Source organism: Glycomyces buryatensis (genome assembly GCF_004912275.1).
GTDB classification, from domain to species: Bacteria; Actinomycetota; Actinomycetes; order Mycobacteriales; family Micromonosporaceae; genus Glycomyces; species Glycomyces buryatensis.
In genome coordinates, this window is the sequence record NZ_STGY01000065.1 from 1 (window position 1) to 16,865 (window position 16,865).

Here is a 16,865-nt window from a genome sequence, read left to right on the forward strand (position 1 = left end):
CGACGAACCAGGGGCCGTCCTCGTCGTCGCCGTTGACGACCCTGATGTGCCCGCCGGTCGGCGGGAACGTGAAGTCGTCGACCGTGCTCGCCTGGGGGTGGACGATTTCGAGATGGGAAACAACCACTATGAACTCACTCCTTGTGTGTGATCCACCGCGTTAAGTGATGTCAGCAGGAGCGGTGTGCCGGACCGCTGTGAACGGGTGCAGAGTCGATAAGGGACTCTGGCGAGTGGTAGGTAGGAGAGTGCTCCGCGCGGGGCCCGGACCGGGACCCACGGGGGTCTTAGATCGCGCGGAACGGGCAGTGCGCGTTGACCGAGCAGGACCGGCAGGTCGTACCCGACGGGTTCGGCGGGAAGTTGCCGGCCTTGATGTTCGCGTCGAGCTTGGCGAACTGGTTCCCCAGGTAGTCAGGGGTGCACTGTTCCCCGCTCCGCCCGGCGAGGTGGCGGATGCGTCCCGGCTTGCCCTTCTTGCCGACCCAGTAGTCCCCGAGGTCGATCGCGGTGCCGTACACCTCGTTGGTCACGACGGCGTACACGCAGAGCTGATGCGAGCCCGCGGGCGGGTTCGAGATCTTGTTGTCGCGCACGATGATGCCGTGCTTGGGGTGCGAGAGAATCATGTCGACGATCGCGACAACGCGGACGCCGCCGAGGTCGACCTCAAGACGGTGCTCGATCGCGGGTTCGCCTTCGGGCGTGGTCCACGGCTGCTGATCGGGGTTGAGCCCGTAGTAGTCGATGTAGTAACCGACCTGGGCGAGGCCGAGGGCGAGCCGACGCGGGATGTCGTCCTCGGCTTTGATGCCACCGGACCAGGCCCAGTAGTCGAGGTTCGGGACGCGCTCCAGCTCGGCGTTAATCTCTGCCTTGTAGACCTCGGTGAACTTCTCCTCGACCGCCGTGCGGCTGGCGGTGCGCCCTGAGCGCTCCCAGAATTCAGCCGCGGCATGGAGGGCGGTGCCGTGGGGCCGCCAGGCGTCGGGGCGCTCCTCGATGTCATCGCGCATCCGGGTCAGGTAGTAGGCGTACGGGCAGCGCTCGTAGGCAGACAACTGACTGTAGGAGCGGTGCTCTCCGGTCGTCCTCGTTGGGGCAGTGAGGGTCTTGGGCGGGGGATCGATCATCGTCATGGTGCGTACTCCAGTGAGGACACGTCAGTCGAATCGCTGCGGCTGCGCACCGTGGCAGTAATCCCCGCAAGCAGTCGTCGCCAGATGGGTAGCTAGGCGACTCCGACAAGTGAACAGCTATTTGAGCACGAGCGTCCACCGCTCGCATCGCCGTTACGGTCGCACGGGCATGGTTACCGTGAACATGACTCGGATATGCAACCTTGTAAACGTGTAGGTGAGGCGGGCGCTACCAGCGGGGCTAATGAGCAATTTGGACAGTCTCGGAAGCATGTGAACGTCTTTCGTGATGATGATCACACATCACGCCTCGTTGAGAACATGACTACCAAGAGCCACACAAGACTCGTTATGTCACAGTCGCATGACCCTCACTCGGCGTGGGCATTTTGCGCACAATGCTGCGTACTCATACCTTCCCACCTGGAAACTCAAAACGTGCGTTTTGAGTTTCGATGGCAGGCAACCGCTGTCGTCGTCATCACTGGAACCCACCATGCAATCACAGAGTGTCGTACACTTCTGTCGGGTAGCTGACAGTTTGAAGACCGACTATGCCGTTACCGACCCAAGGACAACCGCATGACGATCCCCTACACCCTCCCTGTCGATGACGAACTCGTTCACGCGATCGACAAGCACGCGAGCAAGATCGACGTTCGGAACACCCTCCGCGCCGATCAGAACCGGGCCGCGCTCGCAGCGGCCGTTGACCTCTGCGCCCGGCACAGCCAGCAACCAAGCGGCGAAGACGCCGAGATCGCGGTTGAGTTCCGCGGCACCGCCGCCACGGCCCGCTCATGGCTGTGTGAGTACGCCGCGCGCGCCACCGGGGCTCGACTGCTCAAACTGGAGGCGGACCCGCTCCTCGCCCCGGTCCACGCCTCCGTCCCGGTCATGATCACCGGGCCCCGGCGAGCCGTTCACGCCTGCCACGTCCTCGCGGATTTGCTCGACAGGATCGCCTGGCAGGCCATTGCGACCACCCCGACCAGTAGGGAAGCGCTCTGGGCGGTCAACGAGCTGTATGCGAACCTGCTTCCCTTCGATCCTCCTCCCGTCCAGCTCGGCATGGACGAAGCGCGGTAGGAACGAAGAAGCCCCAGCCGAAGCCGGGGATCATCAGGACAGCCAGCGCGTCACTCCTCCTCGGTCTCCCAGGTCGGCAGATCGAACTCGCCGTCCCGGACGCCTTCCACGAACGCCTTCCACTCGTCCGGCGTGTAGATCAGGATGTCGCCCTCGGGGTCCGCCGCCATCCGAAGCGCCACAAGCCCATTAGAGGCGTAGCCGACCTCCAGGGCTGCCGGAGTGCCGTCCTCGTGCGTCGTGCGCTCCCAGCGCGCCGTGGCAGTGTCGAACTCGCCCTTGAGTGGGTGCTCTCGCTTTGTCATGGACACGAGCCTAGGCCGGGCAGTTCGCGCGGACCTCAAGATGCGTTGTTCCCCCTGCGGACCCGCCAGGGCACGAGTATGAGCACCGACGCCACCAGTCCACCGCAGACAGCCACCATCACCGCTACCGCCCACGCGGTGGGCATGAGCTGGTTGAGAACGGCCCAGGCGGCGAACAGGCCGAGTACGTTCACGCAGAGAGTCAGGGCGGACCAGAAGGTCTCGAATCGCTTCATACGCCGAAGCTAGGCCCGGCCGGGGTCGCCGAGGGTGAGGCTCGCCGTCATGATGACAGGGTCAGGTCCATTTCCCAAGGCCCGCAAGGTGTCGCTAGCCTGGGGATTGTGGGGCCGCGGGCTCTTCTGCTACAGTTGCATTCTTCATTGTGTCGCTTGTCGTTCTTGATCCACATCCAAGTAGGCAAGTGACACATCCTGACGTTAGGATGGATGTAATGCCTCGTAAAACTACCCAGGCATCTCCGGTGAGCACTCGTCTCGCCGATCACGCCGCACTCATTGGCGGCTTCGATTCCCTCGAAATCCTCTCCGACCTGGGCGGATTGAGTGTCGAGGAAACTCAGGACATCACCGCCATCTACGCCCGTCGCTCTCCGACCCGCAAGGACCGCGACGAGGTCTCGATCGACAACCAACTCACGAACGGCCTCGAATGGTGCGTCCAGCACGGCCGGACTCGGGTTGTGCTCTACATCGACCAGGACCGGTCCGCCTCGAACCCCGCCAAGCCACGCGAGGCGTTCAAGCGTCTCATGGCCGACATCGAAGAAGGAAAGCTCAAGGAGGTCGTCTGTCGCTCTGACGAGCGCTTCCTGCGCTCCCCGATCGAGCGGGAGCTGTCCATCAACCTCCTTGTGGGCGCTGAAATGCCTGTCTGCTACACGCACGACGCATACAACGACCTGACCACCTCGGGCGGTCGGATGCAGGCGCGCATCAAGGCCGCGGTCAACCGCCAAGAGGTCGAGCGGCTCGCCGAGCGGCGCAACCTTTCCGAGCTGGAGCGGGTCAAGCGCGGCATGGCCGCCACGACCCCGGCCCCGTTCGGCCTCGCGCACACCAAAGACCGCTCCACCTACGTCCACGTCACCGAAGAGGCGAAGGTCATCAACGAGGCCGTGGACTACCTGATCGACATCGAAGGCTCGACGCTCGCCGAAGTCGCCCGCCGCTGGAACGGTGCTGGGATCACCAACCGCCAGGGCCGCCCGTGGCGCTGGCGCGCGGTCAAGGACGCGCTCCTGAACCCGGCGATGGTCGGCCGAAGGGCCTACCAGCGCCACACCTACCTCTACGACACCAAGACGAAGCCGGTCGAGTCGTGGAAGGCCGAGACCACGCCGGGGAACTGGGAACCGGTGATCGACCCCGGCCGGTACGAGACGCTCAAGTTGATGCTGACGGCGACGCGGCAGGCGGTTGGCAACGCCGCCCGTCACCTCGGAGCGGGTGTTTACGAGTGCGGTGTGGGTGCGGAGCACAAGCCGCTGCGTTCGCGCGTGGGCACGCAGAAGGGCGAGAAGATCCGCTACTACGGGTGCCACGGCGACAGGTGCGAAAAGGTTCACACGCACGTCAAAGCCGATGTGGTGGACGAGTACGTTGTCGCACAATTGAAGGTGTACCTGCGGGACCCCGCCCAGTTCGACGCGTTCAACGCCGCGAACGCGGACCAGACCGCGAAGGCCGTAGCCGAACCAGCCCATGCCGCCGCCGCCCGCCAGCGCGGCGTCCTCGAAGCACGCCGGGCTGAACTGGCCGAAGCCTACGCTGTAGGCAAGATCAGCCTGTCCATCCTGGTCGATGCCGAAGAGCGCATCACCAAGGAACTGGCCGACATCGCCACCACCGACCTCCCCGTCTCCAGCATCGAACGAGAAGAGATCCCCTGGACCGTGATCGAAGAACAATGGGATGACCTGGAGATCAGCGCTAAAAAGAAGGCCCTCAAGCGCGTCTTCCCCACCATCCGCGTGTTCCCAGCCCTCGCGCAGTCGCAGGGACGCGGGAAGTTCTACACGCCCCCGGTCGAGCACTGGGTGCACCTCTACGACCACATGGGCCGCCTGCTCCCCATCCTGGACGGCGACGAGGACTTGAACGAGACGCGCCTGGCACAGATCACGCACGCCGCCAAATGCGGTGTGGAGATCCCCGGCGCTGCCGCGATGCTCGCGGGCCTCCAGGCCGACACAGACACTCCTGAGGCGCTGGCCGTGGCATGATGACTGTTCCGCTCGCCCTTGGGGTTTGAGCACACGAAAGCCCCCGCCGCATTTGGGGATCTGCGGCGGGGGCTTTGTGGTGCCCGGGGTCAGGCAGTGGCGGGCTCAGTGACCACGCTGGCGGTGCCGGTCGGGCCGACACCGGAGGTCGCCACGGAGGTGAGGACCGAGGCGAGGGTGGCGAGGCCGACGATGGAGGCGGTTGCGGCCCAGTCGATATCGGTCAGGCCCAGGCCCGCGGTGGCGGTGACGAGGGCGAGGCCGGTCTGGGCGGCGGTGCGGACGGCGCGCTCGGCGGCGTCGCGCCAGAACTCGGGGGTAAACAAGGGGTGTGTCCTCCTTGGAGGGTTGAGGGCTACTTGGGGGTTAGAGGCGCTGGAGCAGCCGCCCGGAGAGGCAGGTGGCGCGGGAGGTGCCGTAGGCGGTCATGCCCGTGGTCGAGGACTGCCAGAAGCAGCGGATCGCGGTTGTTCCGGCGGTCATGGCGACGTACGCCGAGCAGGCGAGGAACGTGGTCATGCCGCCGCCGACACGGACCATCTGGTCTCCGGCGACGCGGGTGCCTTGCGACGAGGCGTCGCCGACGTAGAGGGTGGCGGATGCTGGGTTCGAGGAGGCGGGGCTGTGCGACAGGGAGAGCTGGTACTTCCATTCCCAGATGCCCGTGTAGGGGACGGTGATGTAGGTGGCGGGCAGAGTGACGGAGAAGTTGGACAGGCTGGTGAGGAGGTTGTTCCAGGTCACGAACCCGGAGGTGTTGAGGACCGTGTTGGAGCCGAGGTAGAGGTGGATCATCGGCGCGTCGGTGACCCAGTCGGCGTGGTTGGAGAGGGTGTTCATCTTGGCAGCGCTCACGCGCTCGCCCGCGCTGAATGTGGGCTTGGTGGGGATGGCGGAGACCATGAGGGGTGGGTTCTCCTCTTACTTGGTGAGGATGGTGTTGAGCCCGAGCTGCTCGTCCGCGTGGTCGAGAATCCAGTCCCCGGCCTCGGGTGCGCCGGTAGCGGTGTAGCGGACGGCGGCAAGGTACATGTTCGCGGCCATGAGGGTGCCGGTTGCGCCGATGACCAGGGAGGCGGTGTCGGTGGCGGCGCGGACCTGGTTGCCGGAGTAGTCGCGGGCGTGGACGATGCACGGCGGGTACTGGACGATGGTGGGCAGGGTGAGCGTCGCGGCGTACCAGGGCTCGACGCAGACGAAGGAGTAGCGGGCGAGGACAAAGCCGTAGGCGCTCGCGACGTTGGCTTGAAGGCTGAGGGCCCCGACGCCGGTCCCGTTGGTGTATTCGGCGGCGGTGCGGTGGACGATGATGCCGGGCGTGTAGGTGTCCCAGCCGGTGACCTCAGCGTCGTGGGCGTCCTCGATCGCGGCGGCCCAGTCTTCGGCGGCGTCGGCGATCTGCTCGAAGTCGGCTACGAAGTCGCGTTTCCAGGACGCGGGGCGGGGGATGGTCCGGTCACTCACCTGACGTCTCCTCGGTGGGGATCTCATCGAGGGCGGTGAGCATCTCGGTTTCGGCGGCGCTCGTGGCACCGGAGACGGGCTCGAACTCGGCCGAGATCAACAGCGCGTCGCCCGCGGCGAACGGCGCGTTGGGGACGGCGATGCCGTTGATCTGCGTGTCGAACGTGGTGGGGGCTGCCGAGATCGGGGTGAGGGCCCCTGCGGCGGACTGGTGGAAGGCGGTGGCGATGGTGAACCCGTTCCACGTCAATCCGCCCGGTGGGCACAGCCGGAGGCGGGCGTACCCGGTCCCGGTCGGGAGGGCCTCGGTGAAAGTCACCTGGGCGCTGATATGGGCGAGGAGGTGATGGGACCGCCAGCGGCACAGTGAGTCGGTGGCGGTGGTGATGCCGGTCGTGGTGTCGTCGTCCCACAGCAGCAGGGGCGGGATGTCGGTCCAGGGTTCGGCGGGGAGGCCGAGGGCTTCGACGGCGACGAGCGCGGTTTCCACATCCGCCGCGAGGTTGGTCATGTCGGTGTGCGGTGCGAAGAGGTCGCTTCGGGTGGGGTGGCGGATCTGGAAGCGCGGCGTGCTCGCGACCATCAGGCGGCCCACCCGTCTACGACGGCGCGGCGGCCGGTGAACCGGACCAGGGCCACGGTGTTCGATCCGATCGCGGGAATGTGCGCGGGGACGGTGGCGGTGATGGTCTCGCCTTCGGGGGCGGTCAGGTCGACGTACCCGCCGGAGGGGGAGGCGGCGATCGGGAAGCGGTAGGTGAACTCCCGCAGGGGCCGCGGCTGGGGCCGTGACCGGCGCGGGAGCGGGGCGGGGCGTCTACGCGCCATATTCGGGCACCTCGTACTGTTCGGGGTCGATCGATTCGAGTTCCAGGGCCATGTCCCCCAGGCCGAGCGGGAGGGACACGGCGTTGATGACGTACCGGGGCGGCTTGCTCGAAGCACCGGGGAGGGAGACGACGTTCCCGGCCTCGATCCACCAGTACGGCGGGGCCGATACGGTCAGGCGCTTGGCGGGGCTGGTGTAGTCCGGGAGCATCTCGTCGATGGCGGCCTCCGCCTGGGCTCGCGTGTCGAGCAGGTCGGAGCTGTAGAAGACGGGCTTCGCGCCGAACCTCGCGCCATAGGGCGTGTTCCCGAAGGTGACGGGCCGCCAGGAGTACCAGAAGTTCTCCGCGCTCTCCCCGGGCTGGATGACCAGGGCGTTGTACTGGTCCTCGCGGGCGAACTTGACCGCGTCGACCCGGAACGCCGCGGGGTCGGACAGGACGTAATCGGCGCGGGTCCGGTTGGCGGCCTTGCGGTAGTAGACGGCCGGGTCGCACCGGATCGTGAGGACGCCGTTCTTGTCGAACCACGTTTGGGTCTTGATGCGGTCGTTGAGCAGCTCGAACAGCTCAATGCGCTCGCGGTCCTCGGTGATCGGCACCCGGATCGAGGAGGCCGGGATCGGACCCCATGTGGTGTCGGTGGCGATGGTCGCGTGGAGGGTGCCGGCCGGGGTGATGCCGAGGATGCCGAGGAGGCGGCGGATCGCCTCGAAGTACGTCCAGCCCTTGCGCATCGTGTAGGGGTACTTGTAGCGGTCGTCCACGGCAAGCGTGAGTTCGTCGGCGAGCTGGGCGGCGACGGCGGGGGCGCCGGGGCTCCACTCGGTGGTGATCGCCCTGAACCGGCCGAGCGGCACCGTGTGGACGGTGCCGCCTTGGCGGACGGTGACTTGGAGGTCGGCGGTCCATCCTGAGTCGAGCCCGGCGGCGAGGGCCTTCGGGGTGAGGGTCTGGAAGAGCACGTCCGCGGTGCGGACGACGGCGGCGGGCCGGGTGAGGGTGAGGGTCCCCGAGACCGGGACGCCGGCGGTGACGACGGTCCCGAGGTTGCGGATGGTCGCCGAGCACTCCAGGTCGAGCTGCGTCCCGCGAATCCAGGAGGTGAGGTCAGGAGTAGCCAACGGGCACTCCGCTCTCGCCCTCGGGCAGGGGCGGGCCGCCGTGGGAGACGGCGGCCATCTGCGCGTGGGTGTAGGTGCCCACGTCCGCGTCGGCTTCCATCTCGGCATAGGAGGCCCAACCGCCGCCCAGGACGGTCTGGTAGGTCGCGGTGACCTCGGCGAACACGCGGGTCGTCGCGTGAACCGGGGACATCGACCACGTCCACTCGAACATGCCTTGATCGGGTGGGCCGATGGCGGTGCGACCGACGTTCTCCAGGAGATACCAGGGGGCGACCATGAGGGGCTCGTCGACCACACCGGGCCACTGGATACACAAGGGGTTGTCCCTGATCAGATCCCTGATCCTGCCTGCCTCCTCGAATGTCCAGGTGTAGAACGAGAACTCCACCGCGCCGGGGCGGCGGACTCCGGCCTGCCCGTAACCGAGACCCTGTGTGGCCGAGGAGAGGCCGTAGAAGACGTTGACCTCGGCGTTGAAGCTGAATTGGGGCGCGGACTTGAGCAGTAGCCCGATCGGCTTGCCAGCGAACTGCTTGGACTTGACCCAGACGTACTGGCCGTGGCCGTGGACGGCGGGTTTGGAGCGGACGACGTTCGTTCCGGCGGTGGCCCGGTAGTAGACCGGGACGCCCAGGGGCGGGGTGAAATCGATGATCGTGGCCCCGGCCTCGTCCACGGTGTAGTCCCCGAGCCTGGACATCACGGAGGTGTGCGGGCCGTATGCGGAGAGGTCGGCGAACGAGACCAGTTCGACCTGCGGCGTGTCGGGGTAGGGATTGACGAGGTGGACGACGTTCGCGCGCCGACTGGGGTCGGTGGCGACGGTGATCTCCAGGGACATCTAGCGGGCTCCAGCGGCGGCGAAGGCGGCGTCCCGCTCGTCGAGGACGCGAATCTCGGTGCGGACCAGGTCGGTGAGTTCGGTGTCGCCCAGGTAGACGCGGACGCCGATGTTCGGCACGGAGACGGACGTGTCCATCTCGAACGTGGCGAGCGAATCGGCCGCGCCCGCGAGGGTGGCGGCGTCGAACGTCGAGGCCGACGCGGCAGTGTCCGCAATGGAGTAGGAGGCGGCGAGCGGACTCAGGGCCGAGGACACGGCGGAGGCGTCCGCCTCCAGCCCGACCGACCCGGTAAGATCGGAGGCGGAGAACGGGTTGATGTCGATGTTGGACACCTGATCCGAGACCCACGAGGAGACCGAGCCCCAAGCGGCGGACAGGCCGTCGATGACCCAGTCGACCAGTTCGCGGCCTATGTCCTTAAAGGCCGATCCGGCGTCTTTCCAGGCGTCGAGCAGCTCGGGGACCAGCTCCATGAAGGCGTCGACCGCCTCGGGCAGCGCATCGATGAGCGCCGATGCGATCTCGGGGATCATCGTGACGACATTTCGGACAATTTGTGGGATAGCGCCCAAAATTGCCACGATGAGCTGCGGGACGAGCAGCAGGAAGCCGATGATGATCTGCGGCAGCATTGGAACAAGTGTGCTAATAATCTGAGGGATCATCGAGACCACTGATTCCACAATGGACGGTATGGCGGCGATCGTCGACTCGATGAGCATTGGCACACTCGTTAGGAAAGCGCTTACCAACGTTGGGATCGCCTCAAGGATCGAAATCACCAAAACCGGAAATAGCGACACGAAACCGGACACGATAACGGGAATCGCATTCACGATCGCGGTCAGCAGCGGCGGGACGAGCTGGACGACGGCGGCGACGAGACTCGTTGCGGCCGTGCCGATTCCGGCGACGATCTGGGGGAAGACGCCCATGAAGGCATCGACGAGCAGGGGGACGTTCGTGGCGAGGTAGCTCGCGAGCTGGCCGACGAGCCCGACCGCCAGGGACAGCAGGGTCGGGGCGGCCTGGACGGCTGCCTGACCCAGGATCGACAGGCTGTCCACAATGGCCGCGAGAATGAGCGGGCCGCCCTCCTGGAGGCTGGCGACCAGCTCGGGGAGGATCTGGGCGAGGGTGGCGACCGCTTCGCGGATGATGCCCGGGAGCTGGGTCGCGAGCGCCTCGGCCAGGATCGGGAGGTTCTGGATCGCCGTGACGACCTGCGCGCCGGCGTCGGCGACGGCCGGGCCGATCGCGACCCCGGAGACCAGCAGCGCCCCGGCCGCGAGAGCGGCGCCCATGAGACCGCCGCGCAGGGCGTTGAGCCCGGAGCGGGCGATGCCGCCCGCGTTGCGGCCCAGGGTGGTCAGGGCGTCGGTGGCGATGCCGCGCACGAAGGTGCCGAACCGCGCGAGACCGCGGCTCGTGGCGGTGAGGGCGTTGAGGAGCTGATTCGAGAGGCCGTCCGCGGCGCGGCCGGCGGCGCGGTAGAGGCCCATCATGGCCTGAGCGGGCCCGTCCTGGACCATCCAGCGCAGGCCCCGCCCGGTGGCGAGGGCGGCGTTCTGGAGGCCCTTGAGGGTCTGGGACCCGAGGGCGGCGAATTCGGCGCGGGTCCTCGGAAGGGCCTTCCACGTCGCGGTCAGCCCGGTGCGCACGGCGGCGAGGCCGTTCTTGGCGGCCCGGACGCACGCCTGGTCGAAGCGGTAGACCGCGTCCCACCCGGCGGCGATGAGGTCGGGGATGCGGTCGAAGGCCCGCCACAGGACCCCGTCGACCTGGAGGGCGAGGAGCTTGGTCCGCTGGTAGGCGTTCCAGGTGGCCTGGGCGAACTGGCCGAGGGTGCGGACGGGGTGGAGGACCTTGTCGCCGAAGGACGCGACGGCCAGGGCGGCGGTGTCGAGCGCTTGCGCGACGCGCCCGACCGGTTGCGGCGTGGTCCGCCAGGAGTCGACGAAGTAGGTGAACGCGGACTTGAAGCCGCCGCCGAGGGTCTTGGCGCCCTCGACGACGCGGCCGTTGAACCGGCCGACAGCGGCGGCACCCTCGCCGAGGTGGTCGAACAGGCGGCCCGCGATGAGCAGCAGGGGCCCGATCACGGCCGCGAGCGCGACGAACCCGGCGATCAGGGCGGCCGTCCCGCCGTCCACGGTCGCCAGCCAGCCCGTGAAGGCGGCGAATCCGGCGATGACGGGGGTCAGGAACTCCTCGACGAACCCGGATTCGATCAATGTCGCGACCGCATTATTGAGGTCTTTGAATGCGGCTACGAGGGCGTCGTTCTGGTTGGCGATCGGGCCGCCGACGAGCATCGACAATTGGTTCTGGAGAATGGCGAGCTGGCCCGACAATGTCGCGACGCCCGCACTCGCCTTGCCCGCGAACTCAGGATTCTCGTTCAAATACTGGTAGACCTTGGGCATGACGTCTTCGGCGAGTGCTTCGCCGCGAGCGGTCATGTCGCGCAGTTCCTCAGTGGTGATACCGAGGGCGCGGGAGAACAGGCCCCAGGAGTCAACGCCCCATTCGGAGACCTGCAACATTTCTTCCGCCTGGACCTTGCCCTTTTGGCTGATCTGGACGAATGCCCGCATCACGCCGTTGACGGCCTCTTGTCCCAGGTGGTACTTGCCGGTGACGTTGTAGAGGCCCTCCATCGCGTAGCGGATCTCATCGACGTTGCCGCCGAAAGCGGGCCATAGCTTGATGGCGGCCTGGAGCATGGTCGGGAAATCGGTCGCCCACGCATTCGACTTCGCATACAGCTCATCGACAAAGGCGGTCGAGGCCGACGCCTCCATGCCGAACTGGTGGAAGATGTTCCGCGCAGTGGAGACGGACTTCGCCATTTCCCAGCCGTCCGCGACGATGCTGGCGACAGCGAGCGACACGGGCGCGAACGCGATGGTCGCCTCCCCGCCAAGGGAAGTCAGGCGGTCGCCGATCCGGTCGAAGGACGCGGCGAGGCCGCGGTTGATGTTCCGCTCGATGTCGCGGGCGACCATCGCCGTGAGGCTCTGGGCACGCTTGAGCATCGAACTGTCCAGAAGGGTCAGTTCGACGTAGCCGGTCGCGAACTTCGCGCCTCCGGTAGCCATTAGCCGATGGACCTCACATGGGTGCCGTAGTGGGAGAACAGCGCCCGGAACCCGCGTCGCTTGCGCCCTGTGGCCTCATGGCCGGGGCGGGGGACGGGGTCGGGCTTGGTGACGGGGTTCTTCTTCGCGCCGTGCGCGGTGAGCAGGGCCCCGATGAGGTAATTGGTCTGCCGCGCCGTGTCAAGTGAGGCGGCGGCGAGGTGGGTGGGGGCGTCCCAGTCGTCGACCCGGCCGCCGATCGCTCGGAGGGACCGGGACTGGGCGGGCAGGCGCACGAGGAGCCCGGCGAACCTCGCCCACGTCAGGCGGCGGGTGCCGAGGTGGGCGAGGTCGAGGCCGTAGTGGTGGAGGAAATCCGCGTCGAGGTCGGGGGTGTGTGCTCGCACTATTCGCGCGAGCGCGATCATTCCCCCGGCGTCACGCCCTGGTCGACGGCGGCGCGGTTGATCGCCCGCCACACGTCCATCGCCCGGCCGCCGGCGGCGCGGAACCGCTCGTAGTCGGCCCCCAGCAGGGCGCGCGCCATCGCGACAATGACCTTGGGCGCGATCCGGTCGACGTTGTCGGGCATGACCTCGAAAACCTCGTCCGGCCATTCGTCCGCGGCCGGGATATAGAAGACCTCGCCGTTCTCAGCGCGGATCTGGACGCCGGGCGCGGCCTCGGCGCGCAGCTCGGCCATGCCGTAGGTCGGCAGCGCCGGAGGGACCGGCGCCGGAGTCGGAGGGGCGACAGGGGCGGGGCGGGTGAACATCGACGGCGCGGCCGGGGCGGTGTCGGGGTACATGAAGAGGTGCTCCTTGACTGGTGCTTACGGGGTTTCGGGCGGAGTCGTGCCGACCACGACGGGGTCATTGGTGATGAGGGTGAGGAGGTCGTGGCTGGAGCCGAGGGCGGCGATGGTCACGCCCCACGTCACGGCCGAGGCCGAGGTGAACGCCGGGGACTCCAGCTCAGTCACCTGCGAGCTGGGCATGATGAGGCGGTAGATCTTCGGCGTGGTGCCGTCCGCGAGGGTGCCGTCCTGAAACTCCAGGACCGTGATCATCTTCTTGCGAGCCACATTGGACTGGACGCCGATGCGGCCGATGCCCGCTGCGGGGGTGGACATGATGGAGCCGTAGAACAGCTCCAGGGCCGCCCGGTTGGTCTCCAGGGCCGCGAGGGTGAACGCCGCCGTCCGCGAGGTGATGAGGGTGCGGACGATGCCCTTCTGCCAGGACAGGATGTCCTCGGTCTCGTCGGCGAACTCGTGCTCCACCGCGTCCTCGCTGAGCAGCCCGAGCTGATTGAACTGGGCGGTGGTGATGGAGTCGATCGCGGTCGCAGGCTCTTCGAGCTGCGCCTTCACGGTCGGGTAGATGAGGCCAAGGTCGTCTTCGAGGTAAAAGACCTGGCCCGTGGACGCCACGCGTACGGCGGCGTTGTCGAACTCGTATGCCATTGGGAGGGGTCCTCTGAGGGGGTGAGGAGTGGGGAGGGGGAAGCCGCGTCAGGCGTCGAGGGCGCGCATGTAGACCGCGACAGTGGAGATCCACCGTGGACAGTCGGTGGGTGCTTCGGGGAAGAACTGGGGGCCGGACTCGACAAAGGTGCGGACAATGCGCGGCAATGGAATGTCGCCCTTGGCGCGCGGTGTCGTGTCCAGTCGCCCGGCGACCAGGAGCGCGCCAATGGCCTCCTGGAGCCGCGCCTGAGCGTCGAAGCGGCTGGCGGCCCAGGATTCGAGCGACAGGCGCGCGTAGTCGATGGCGGGCGGCCTGTAGTTCCCGCCGTAGCGGCGGGCCACGATCCACGGCTGTGCGGGTGTGCCCGTGGGGAAGTCGGTGGAGCCCTGGAAGTTCGCCAGGTGGCGGGAGAGGTAGTCGAGCACCGACAGCTCGGCGTCCCCGAAGCGCGGCGCGGCGGCACTCACGGCAGCGCCGAGGCCCAGAACGCGGAGGCCATCGTGTGGTGGTCCGGGGTCGGGCCGGTCAGGGAGTACCGGGTGCCCCACTCGATGTGGGCGGCGGCCGGGTCGGTGGAGCCGACGTAGCCCACGGCGTAGCCGCGGCGGTCCTTGCCCGCGTGGGTGAAGAACGACCGCTTGTAGGCGCCCGTCTTGCCCACGGGAGCGAACGCCTCGCAGTTGCCGCGGATGCGGGTGGTGTGGTGTTCGAGCATGTCGTACACCTGCGGGGACGACATGAACTCGCGGATCTGGTCGCGGTGCATGACGACGCGCGCCATCAGAAGCCCTCCGTCTGGGTGAGGCGGACAGTGAGGTGGTGAACCGCGTGATGGCCGAGCCGGGGAAGGACCTCTTCCACGTCGAAGGAGCGGCCCGCGAAGTCGATGCGGTCGTGGCTGGAGACCTCGGCGTCCGGGGGGAGGATCGCCCACCAGGTCTGGACGGGGAGGTCGTCCCGGTACCGCTCGATCTCGCGGCCGGCGGTCATCCACACCCGCGCCCGGTACGTGACCGGCTCGCCCGGAGTGCGGATCGTGTTGCCGTACACGTCTTCCTGCGCAATGCCGGGGTGGACGGTGATCTCGTGGCAGAGGACGGCTCGGGTGGTCTTCACCGGTAGTCGCTCCAACCCGGGTACGAGTACGGCGACCAGGCGGCCTGGTCGTCGGACGTGATGCCCGAGACGACGCGGACCGAGGTGATCGCGCCGCGCCCCGAGATCCGACGCAGGAGCTTGCGTTCGGACTCGGAGAAATCGAGGCCCGTCATCTGCGAGCGGTCCAGCCGATAGCTGTAGTCGCCGATGACCTCGGAGGCGATGGCGAGCGGGTTGGACCACCAGCGGGCGGCCACTCCGAGAGCGACCATCCGCAGGAGCGGCCAGCGGGGCTCGTCGACCTCCTCGGGTTCGGCGGCCCAGTCCATTTCCAGGAGCATGAGCGCCGAGACCTCGTCGAGGAGCACCGCCGCCCTCGCCGTCTCCTCAGGGGTGAAGGCGACGGCGAGGCGGCCTGAGAGTTCGGTCGGGGTCGCGAACGCCATCGTTACGGGGCGGCCGGGGTGTCGAAGTCGATCGTCGCCCGCACGCCGCGGTACTGGCGCAGGCGCGTCTCGTCGGCGGCGGTCTGCTCGGCGGCCGTGGCGTAGTCGACGATGTTCCCGATACCGAAGTAGCAGTTCATGAGCGAGCGGTCCATCGCCCACGCGTAGTCGTAGTCCCGGATGAGCCGCAGGCTGAGCCCGTGCGCGCCGAGGGAAGCGGCGTAGGTGACGCCTTCGGGGGTGGCCGGGGCCATCGAGACCAGGCGCAGCGCCGAAGGGTGCCACGCGTAGATCTCGTTCTCGCCGATCGAGGAGGAGGTGGCGACGTTGAACCCGTAGATCCGGCCCACCTGCGCGCTGCGCAGGGCGGCGTTGTCGCCCGCCCAGTCCGCGCGGATCAGGTTGGGGTCCTGGAGCATCAGGCTTTCGACGGCAGAGCCGACGAGGAGGTGCCGCCCGGCGCCGTCCACGTTGCGGTCGTTGAGGACCTTGCGCATGATCAGGACGACGCCACGGACCTTCGCGGTGGCGGTGGCGAGGTCGTCGCCGCCGATGGCGACGGTGCCGGTCGCGCCAGCGCCCTCGGGGTAGTCGTAGACCTGGAACAGGGCCCGCATGGCTGCGGCCACGATGGACTCGTACTTTTCCGCGATGGCGCGGGTCTGCGGGTCGAGGACCTGAGCGGCGTAGGAGCGGATGTCCAGCCGGAGCATCTCGTCCGTGAGCTTGAACGCGGAGTAGAGGTCCTTGTCGAGCTTGACGGGGATGGTGTACTCGTTGACGCGGCTGTCGATGTAGCCGACCGCCGAGCCCGAGGAATTGACCGTGCCCGCGGGGTAGGCGGTGCGGTCCTTGCGCATCGGGAGGGGCTCCTGCCCCACGATCCAGCTCGGGCGGCGGACGTTGACGACATCGCCCATCGCGCCGATGAACTCGGCTTCGGAGTGGCGCTCGAACATGGCCGGCAGGATCAGCCGGGCCTGGAGGAGGGAGAGGGCGACGGCCGCGAACTTCGATGCCTGGACGAGTACGCCAGGGTCGCGGTAGCCGGGGTAAGAGACAGGCATGGGTTACGTAGGTCCTTCGAGGGGGGAAGGGCAGAGGGGAAGAGCCGGGCTCGCCTGGGGCCGGGCTAGTAGAGGGAGGCGTCCCGCACCTGGCGGGCGATCTCGGCGGGGTCCCAGTCGGCCTCGGCCGCGGGGGCGGTGCCGCCGGACTGGAGCGCGGCGACGGGCGCGGAGCGCAGGGACGCGGCACGCTGGTCGGTCGCGAGGCGCGAGAGTTTCTCGGCGGCGGCGCGCATGGCGGCCTCGTCGCCGTTGAGGAAGTCGGACAGCTCGGGGTCGATCCCGAACTCGGTCATGACCTTCGAGCGGGTCAGCTCGGTCCGGGTGGTCGAGAGTTCGGTCTTGGACGCCTCCAGGGCGTCCAGCGCGCGCTGAAGCTCGGACTTGGACTCGTCTTCGAGGGACTTCGCCTTGGTGCGGTACGAGGCCGACTCCTTGCGGAGGTTCTTGATCTCGGACTGTGCCCAGTCCGGGAGGCCGGTCAGGTCGGCCGCGGGGGCGGCAGGCGGCGGTGCGGGGACCGGGGCCGGGGCGGCGGGTGCCTCGGGGACGGTGTCGGGGGTGGTCTGGGGTTCGTCGCCCACGGGCTATCTCCTGGATAGAGGGGAGGGGACGGCCGCCGCCGGGGCGGCCGGAAGGGAGAGAAGAGAAAAGAGGAGGGGGG

At 67.8% G+C, this 16,865-nt stretch carries 22 protein-coding genes; 2 read left to right on the plus strand and 20 right to left on the minus strand.

Going from position 1 to position 16,865, the window contains the following annotated elements; all coding sequences use genetic code 11:
- Positions 1 to 287 precede the first annotated feature (287 nt).
- On the minus strand, positions 288 to 1,139 hold the full coding sequence (locus tag FAB82_RS17165; RefSeq protein WP_136535767.1) for a PD-(D/E)XK nuclease family protein: 852 nt from the start codon (positions 1,137 to 1,139) through the stop codon (positions 288 to 290).
- Between the two features lie 582 nt (positions 1,140 to 1,721).
- Here FAB82_RS17165 and FAB82_RS17170 point away from each other — a divergent pair.
- Positions 1,722 to 2,228 (plus strand): hypothetical protein, encoded by a 507-nt coding sequence (locus FAB82_RS17170; RefSeq protein ID WP_136535768.1) that lies wholly within the window; start codon positions 1,722 to 1,724, stop codon positions 2,226 to 2,228.
- Positions 2,229 to 2,278: 50 nt separating this feature from the next.
- Here FAB82_RS17170 and FAB82_RS17175 read toward each other — a convergent pair whose 3' ends face one another.
- Positions 2,279 to 2,533 (minus strand): DUF397 domain-containing protein, encoded by a 255-nt coding sequence (locus FAB82_RS17175; RefSeq protein ID WP_136535769.1) that lies wholly within the window; start codon positions 2,531 to 2,533, stop codon positions 2,279 to 2,281.
- A gap of 35 nt (positions 2,534 to 2,568) precedes the next feature.
- Positions 2,569 to 2,769: a hypothetical protein gene (locus FAB82_RS17180; RefSeq protein WP_136535770.1), complete on the minus strand. Its 201-nt coding sequence runs from the start codon at positions 2,767 to 2,769 to the stop codon at positions 2,569 to 2,571.
- 248 nt (positions 2,770 to 3,017) lie between these two features.
- Between FAB82_RS17180 and FAB82_RS17185 the strand changes: the two genes are divergently transcribed.
- Positions 3,018 to 4,778: a recombinase family protein gene (locus FAB82_RS17185; RefSeq protein WP_168801652.1), complete on the plus strand. Its 1,761-nt coding sequence runs from the start codon at positions 3,018 to 3,020 to the stop codon at positions 4,776 to 4,778.
- A gap of 89 nt (positions 4,779 to 4,867) precedes the next feature.
- Here the strand turns inward: FAB82_RS17185 and FAB82_RS17190 are convergent, their stop codons facing one another.
- From FAB82_RS17190 to FAB82_RS17270, 17 genes are all read right to left on the minus strand, one after another.
- Positions 4,868 to 5,104, minus strand: coding sequence for a holin (locus FAB82_RS17190; protein ID WP_136535772.1), 237 nt, complete (start codon positions 5,102 to 5,104; stop codon positions 4,868 to 4,870).
- Between the two features lie 40 nt (positions 5,105 to 5,144).
- The gene (locus FAB82_RS17195; RefSeq protein WP_136535773.1) at positions 5,145 to 5,681 is read right to left on the minus strand and encodes a hypothetical protein; all 537 of its coding nucleotides are present in this window, start codon (positions 5,679 to 5,681) and stop codon (positions 5,145 to 5,147) included.
- Positions 5,682 to 5,699: 18 nt separating this feature from the next.
- Positions 5,700 to 6,242, minus strand: coding sequence for a hypothetical protein (locus FAB82_RS17200; RefSeq protein ID WP_136535774.1), 543 nt, complete (start codon positions 6,240 to 6,242; stop codon positions 5,700 to 5,702).
- Positions 6,235 to 6,825 (minus strand): hypothetical protein, encoded by a 591-nt coding sequence (locus tag FAB82_RS17205; protein WP_136535775.1) that lies wholly within the window; start codon positions 6,823 to 6,825, stop codon positions 6,235 to 6,237. Before FAB82_RS17205 ends, FAB82_RS17200 begins: the two co-directional genes overlap by 8 nt.
- Entirely contained in the window at positions 6,825 to 7,070 is a 246-nt protein-coding gene (locus FAB82_RS17210) for a hypothetical protein (RefSeq protein ID WP_136535776.1), read from the minus strand. Before FAB82_RS17210 ends, FAB82_RS17205 begins: the two co-directional genes overlap by 1 nt.
- A complete protein-coding gene (locus tag FAB82_RS17215) occupies positions 7,060 to 8,193 on the minus strand; it encodes a hypothetical protein (RefSeq protein ID WP_136535777.1) in 1,134 nt (377 codons plus the stop codon). Before FAB82_RS17215 ends, FAB82_RS17210 begins: the two co-directional genes overlap by 11 nt.
- A complete protein-coding gene (locus tag FAB82_RS17220) occupies positions 8,180 to 9,037 on the minus strand; it encodes a hypothetical protein (protein WP_136535778.1) in 858 nt (285 codons plus the stop codon). The genes FAB82_RS17215 and FAB82_RS17220 overlap by 14 nt, the downstream gene beginning before the upstream one ends.
- A complete protein-coding gene (locus tag FAB82_RS17225) occupies positions 9,038 to 12,142 on the minus strand; it encodes a tape measure protein (RefSeq protein ID WP_136535779.1) in 3,105 nt (1,034 codons plus the stop codon).
- On the minus strand, positions 12,142 to 12,528 hold the full coding sequence (locus FAB82_RS17230; RefSeq protein WP_136535780.1) for a hypothetical protein: 387 nt from the start codon (positions 12,526 to 12,528) through the stop codon (positions 12,142 to 12,144). The genes FAB82_RS17225 and FAB82_RS17230 overlap by 1 nt, the downstream gene beginning before the upstream one ends.
- Before the next feature lie 17 nt (positions 12,529 to 12,545).
- Positions 12,546 to 12,929, minus strand: a complete 384-nt coding sequence (locus tag FAB82_RS27560; protein ID WP_136535781.1) for a hypothetical protein — start codon at positions 12,927 to 12,929, stop codon at positions 12,546 to 12,548.
- Positions 12,930 to 12,953: 24 nt separating this feature from the next.
- Positions 12,954 to 13,586 carry a phage tail tube protein gene (locus tag FAB82_RS17240; RefSeq protein WP_136535782.1) on the minus strand — a complete coding sequence of 211 codons (633 nt, stop codon included), beginning with the start codon at positions 13,584 to 13,586 and terminating at the stop codon, positions 12,954 to 12,956.
- A gap of 48 nt (positions 13,587 to 13,634) precedes the next feature.
- Positions 13,635 to 14,057: a hypothetical protein gene (locus FAB82_RS17245; protein ID WP_136535783.1), complete on the minus strand. Its 423-nt coding sequence runs from the start codon at positions 14,055 to 14,057 to the stop codon at positions 13,635 to 13,637.
- On the minus strand, positions 14,054 to 14,371 hold the full coding sequence (locus tag FAB82_RS17250) for a hypothetical protein (protein WP_136535784.1): 318 nt from the start codon (positions 14,369 to 14,371) through the stop codon (positions 14,054 to 14,056). Before FAB82_RS17250 ends, FAB82_RS17245 begins: the two co-directional genes overlap by 4 nt.
- The gene (locus tag FAB82_RS17255; protein WP_136535785.1) at positions 14,371 to 14,706 is read right to left on the minus strand and encodes a hypothetical protein; all 336 of its coding nucleotides are present in this window, start codon (positions 14,704 to 14,706) and stop codon (positions 14,371 to 14,373) included. Before FAB82_RS17255 ends, FAB82_RS17250 begins: the two co-directional genes overlap by 1 nt.
- Positions 14,703 to 15,134 (minus strand): hypothetical protein, encoded by a 432-nt coding sequence (locus FAB82_RS17260; RefSeq protein ID WP_136535786.1) that lies wholly within the window; start codon positions 15,132 to 15,134, stop codon positions 14,703 to 14,705. Before FAB82_RS17260 ends, FAB82_RS17255 begins: the two co-directional genes overlap by 4 nt.
- Before the next feature lie 2 nt (positions 15,135 to 15,136).
- Positions 15,137 to 16,201 carry a phage major capsid protein gene (locus FAB82_RS17265; protein ID WP_136535787.1) on the minus strand — a complete coding sequence of 355 codons (1,065 nt, stop codon included), beginning with the start codon at positions 16,199 to 16,201 and terminating at the stop codon, positions 15,137 to 15,139.
- A 65-nt stretch (positions 16,202 to 16,266) separates the two neighbouring features.
- A complete protein-coding gene (locus FAB82_RS17270; RefSeq protein ID WP_136535788.1) occupies positions 16,267 to 16,785 on the minus strand; it encodes a hypothetical protein in 519 nt (172 codons plus the stop codon).
- Between the last annotated feature and the right edge of the window lie 80 nt (positions 16,786 to 16,865).